At 76.3% G+C, this 3,925-nt stretch carries 6 protein-coding genes; 3 read left to right on the top strand and 3 right to left on the bottom strand.

What is annotated here, in order from left to right:
* Nucleotides 1-33: 33 nt before the first annotated feature.
* Nucleotides 34-426 carry a hypothetical protein gene (locus tag A2U95_RS20715; RefSeq protein ID WP_166025518.1) on the bottom strand — a complete coding sequence of 131 codons (393 nt, stop codon included), beginning with the start codon at nt 424-426 and terminating at the stop codon, nt 34-36.
* Here A2U95_RS20715 and A2U95_RS20710 point away from each other — a divergent pair.
* Complete coding sequence (locus A2U95_RS20710) at nt 416-1,453, top strand: MurR/RpiR family transcriptional regulator (RefSeq protein ID WP_420857031.1); 1,038 nt, start codon at nt 416-418, stop codon at nt 1,451-1,453. The genes A2U95_RS20715 and A2U95_RS20710 overlap by 11 nt on opposite strands.
* A gap of 76 nt (nt 1,454-1,529) precedes the next feature.
* Entirely contained in the window at nt 1,530-2,453 is a 924-nt protein-coding gene (gene murQ, locus A2U95_RS20705; RefSeq protein ID WP_166025516.1) for an N-acetylmuramic acid 6-phosphate etherase, read from the top strand.
* A gap of 25 nt (nt 2,454-2,478) precedes the next feature.
* Here the strand turns inward: murQ and A2U95_RS20700 are convergent, their stop codons facing one another.
* Both A2U95_RS20700 and A2U95_RS20695 read right to left on the bottom strand, forming a co-directional pair.
* Complete coding sequence (locus tag A2U95_RS20700) at nt 2,479-3,060, bottom strand: GNAT family N-acetyltransferase (RefSeq protein WP_240957495.1); 582 nt, start codon at nt 3,058-3,060, stop codon at nt 2,479-2,481.
* A gap of 2 nt (nt 3,061-3,062) precedes the next feature.
* A complete protein-coding gene (locus A2U95_RS20695) occupies nt 3,063-3,557 on the bottom strand; it encodes a GNAT family N-acetyltransferase (protein ID WP_166025514.1) in 495 nt (164 codons plus the stop codon).
* 192 nt (nt 3,558-3,749) lie between these two features.
* Here A2U95_RS20695 and A2U95_RS20690 point away from each other — a divergent pair, with 192 nt between their 5' ends.
* Nucleotides 3,750-3,917, top strand: a complete 168-nt coding sequence (locus A2U95_RS20690; RefSeq protein WP_166025512.1) for a hypothetical protein — start codon at nt 3,750-3,752, stop codon at nt 3,915-3,917.
* Nucleotides 3,918-3,925 lie beyond the last annotated feature (8 nt).

Below are 3,925 nucleotides of genomic sequence, written 5' to 3'. Positions count from 1 at the left end.
GGATCGATGTAGAGGGTCACGACGCCCCGCCGCTCACGGCGCGCCCGGCGACGCCGGGCCCGGGAGGGCGGCGGCCAGCGCGCCCACCGCGGCGACCCGCACGCCCGCCTGGTGGCACACCCAGTGCGGGTCCGCGCCCAGCTCCGGCTCGATCTCCAGCGCGTGCGGCTCGCCGTGCGCGCAGACCGGGCAGAGCGGCCAGCGGCCGTACTTGTCCAGCAGCGCGTCCTGCACGTCCTGCGCGACCAGCCCCGGCAGGAACTGGGCGCCCTCCGGCCACTGCTCCACCCACCAGCGCCGCTGCACCACCGAGTCCTCGACCAGGGAGACGACGTCGGCCTCGGCCACGTCTGCGGCCACCAGATCGGCGATGACGAGGGCACGGGCGGCGTGCACGGCCTGTTCGAGGGGGCTGATGGCGCTCATGCCCCCATTGTCACGCGGCCTTGACCTGCCCAGGGAACGAAAATACCTTTCAGGGGAAACCCTTGAGGTGAAGGAAACTTTCGTGAGCTCACCGACCCTGCCGTCCGCCGCCCGTCAGGCCGGGACCGGCGCCCCGGCGCGGGCCGCCGCGCCCGCCCCGCCCGCGCCCGCCGCCCTCGCGGCCAAGGTGCGGACGCTGGGGCCCTCGATGACGCGGTCCATGCAGCGCGTGGCCGAGGCGGTGGCGGGTGACCCGGCCGGCTGCGCGGCGCTCACCGTCACCGGCCTCGCCGAACTCACCGGCACCAGCGAGGCCACCGTGGTCCGCACGGCCCGGCTGCTGGGCTATCCGGGTTACCGGGACCTGCGCCTGGCCCTGGCGGGGCTCGCCGCCCACCAGGAGTCGGGCCGCGCCCCGTCGGTCACCGCCGACATAGCCGTGGACGACCCGATCGCCGACGTCGTCACCAAGCTCGCCCACGACGAGCGGCAGACGCTCGCCGACACGGCGGCCGGGCTGGACACCGTGCAACTCGGCGCGGCGGTCGCCGCGATGGCCTCGGCCCGGCGGATCGACGTGTACGGGGTGGCCGCCTCCGGGCTGGTCGCCCAGGACCTGGCGCAGAAGCTGCTCCGGATAGGCGCGGTCGCGCACGCGCACAGCGACCCGCACCTGGCCGTGACCAACGCCGTGCAGCTGCGCGGCGGGGACGTGGCCCTGGCGATCACCCACTCCGGGTCCACCGGGGACGTGATCGAGCCGCTGCGGGTGGCCTTCGAGCACGGCGCCACCACCGTGGTGATCACCGGCCGTCCCGGCTCCCCCGTCACCCAGTACGCGGACCACGTGCTGACCACCTCGACGGCCCGGGAGAGCGAGCTCAGGCCGGCCGCGATGTCCTCGCGCACCGGCCAGCTGCTGGTCGTCGACTGCCTGTTCGTGGGCGTCGCCCAGCGCACCTACGACCGGGCGGCGCCCGCCCTCTCCGCCTCCTACGAGGCGCTGGCGCACCGCCACCGCCGCTGATCCCCCGCTCCGCCCCGTCCAGCCCCGCTCCGATCCGCCCGCCCGTTCCCGCCCGTCCCTGGGAGTGCCCGCCGACATGTCCGGTGCCGACCTGAGAGTCCAGCTCGAGAGCCTCCCCACCGAGGCCGCCCGTCCCGATCTCGCCGGGCTCGACCGGCTGCCGACGGAGCGGATCGCGGAACTGATGAACGAGGGCGACGCCACCGTGCCGACCGCGGTCGCCGGGCAGGTGCCGCGGATCGCCGCCGCGGTGGACGCCATCGCGGCGCGGATGGCCCGGGGCGGCCGGCTGATCTACGCGGGCGCCGGCACGGCCGGCCGGCTCGGGGTGCTGGACGCCTCCGAGTGCCCGCCCACCTTCAACACCGGTCCCGGCCAGGTCGCCGGCCTGATCGCGGGCGGGCCCGAAGCGCTGGTCACCTCGGTCGAGGGCGCGGAGGACGACGCGGACGCCGCGCGGGCCGACCTGGACGCGCTGGGGCTGACCGCGCGGGACAGCGTCGTCGGCGTCTCCGCCTCGGGCCGGACGCCGTACGCGGTGGCCGCGGTGGAGCACGCCCGCGCCGCCGGGGCGCTCACGGTCGGGCTGGCCTGCAACCCGGACAGCCCGCTGGCCGCCGCGGCGGAGCACCCGGTCGAGGTGGTCGTCGGACCCGAACTGATCGCCGGGTCGACGAGGCTCAAGGCCGGCACCGCGCAGAAGCTGGTCCTCAACATGATCTCGACCATCACCATGGTCCGGCTGGGCAAGACCTACGGGAACCTGATGGTCGACGTCCGGGCCGGCAACGAGAAGCTGCGGGCGCGCGCCCACCGCATCGTGGCGCTGGCCACGGGCGCGGAGGACGCGGAGGTGGCGGCCGCGCTGGAGGCCACCGGCGGCGAGGTCAAACCCGCGGTGCTGGCCCTGGCCGCGGGTGTCGACGCGGCGACCGCGGAGCGGCTCCTCACCGGGTCCGGCGGCCACCTCCGGGCCGCCCTCGCCGCCGCGCGGGACTGACCGCCGGGCGCCTCCGGGACCCGGCTCAGCCGGCGTTCCCGGAGGCGCCGGCGCCGTCCGCCTCCCGGGGACCGCCGTCCTCGACGCCGTCGTTCAGCAGCTGGAACAGGACGTGGTCCTGCCACCGCCCCGCGATCCGCAGGTACCGCGGGGCCACCCCGAACGGGGTGAACCCGTTGCGGCGCAGGACGGTCTGCGAGGCGACGTTGTGGAGCAGGGTGCCGGCCTCCAGGCGGTGCAGCCCCAGGTCGCCGAAGGCGAGCCGGACCGCGTCGGCCACGGCGGCGGTGGCGAGCCCCCGGCCGCCCGCCTCCCGGGCCACCCAGTAGCCCAGGGTGGCGGACCGGAAGGGGCCGCGGACGATGTTGTTGACGTGCAGGCGGCCGGTGATCCGGCCGCCGTCGTCCACGATCAGCAGCGGGACCGCCACGCCCCGGGCGTACAGGTCCAGGTTCTCGGCCAGCACCGCCCGCTGCCCGTCGGCGGTGTAGTAGGCGTCCCCGCGCACGGGTTCCCACGGGCCGAGGAAGGCGCGGTTGCGGATCAGGCAGGCGGCGAGTTCCTCGGCGTCGTCCAGGGTGGCGAGGCGGGTCACGGTCGGCGGCACGGTCAGGGTCCTTCCAGCGCGCGGCGGAGACGGAGGGCGGGGCGGCCGTCGAGGAGGAAGCGGCCGGCCTCGGCGAAGCCGGCGCGGGCCAGGACCCGGCGGGAGGCCTGATGGTCCTCGTGGGTGACGGCGGTCAGCGCGCGCAGCCCGTAGGTCCCGGCGGCGGTCCGGCACACCTCGCGCACGGCGGCCGTGGCCAGGCCCCGGCCCGCGTACCGCTCGGCGACCCGGTAGCCCAGCTCGGCCGAGCCGTCGGCGGGGTCGACGTCGACCAGGTTGACCCGGGCGGCGATCCCGCCGCCCGCGCCCGGGACGACGTGGAAGTGGCAGGAGCCCTGCTCCTGCTCGGCCAGCAGGGCGCGAAGACGGTCGGCGAAGTGGACGAAGTAGGCGTCACCCCGGTCGGGGACGGTGCGGGCGAAGTACGCGCGGTTGTCCCGCTCGAAGGCGAGCAGGGCCTCCGCGTGGTCCGCGCGTAGGCGTTCGAGGGTCGGCATGCCGGGAGCGTACGCCGGGTGAGGCGGGGTCTTAGGTCCCGGTGGGCGGTGCTTAGGCCCGGTCGCGGGGTCCGGCCCGCGATCTAGGACAGGGGCCGGGCCAAAGATCGGGCAGTCTCCCGATGCGGGGGAGTGCCCTTGGAAGCGAAGGTAGAGGTGCGGCAGAGGCGGAGACGACGAGGGGAAGAGATCATGTTCGAGTACGAAATCCAGGAAGCCCGGGGGATCGAGCTGAGGGAGCGGGCGGCGCGGGTCCGGCTCGCGAGGGCGGCGGCGCGGGCCCGCCGGGGTGCCGGGGAGCGCGTGGCGGCGCGCGAGGCCGAGCAGCGGCGATCCGGCGGCGTCACCGCCGCCGCGTGAACGCCGCC

Origin of the sequence: Streptomyces chilikensis, assembly GCF_001642695.1 — a bacterium.
Taxonomy (GTDB): Bacteria; Actinomycetota; Actinomycetes; order Streptomycetales; family Streptomycetaceae; genus Streptomyces; species Streptomyces chilikensis.
Note: the sequence above shows the minus strand (reverse complement) of the source record. Positions and strands in the feature narration are given on the sequence as shown.

Coding starts and splice junctions, on each gene's coding strand:
- A2U95_RS20690 (WP_166025512.1), top strand. CDS start 3,750: ATGTTCGAGTACGAAATCCAGGAAGCCCGGGGGATCGAGCTGAGGGAG.
- A2U95_RS20715 (WP_166025518.1), bottom strand. CDS start 426: ATGAGCGCCATCAGCCCCCTCGAACAGGCCGTGCACGCCGCCCGTGCC.
- A2U95_RS20695 (WP_166025514.1), bottom strand. CDS start 3,557: ATGCCGACCCTCGAACGCCTACGCGCGGACCACGCGGAGGCCCTGCTC.
- murQ (WP_166025516.1), top strand. CDS start 1,530: ATGTCCGGTGCCGACCTGAGAGTCCAGCTCGAGAGCCTCCCCACCGAG.
- A2U95_RS20710 (WP_420857031.1), top strand. CDS start 416: ATGGCGCTCATGCCCCCATTGTCACGCGGCCTTGACCTGCCCAGGGAA.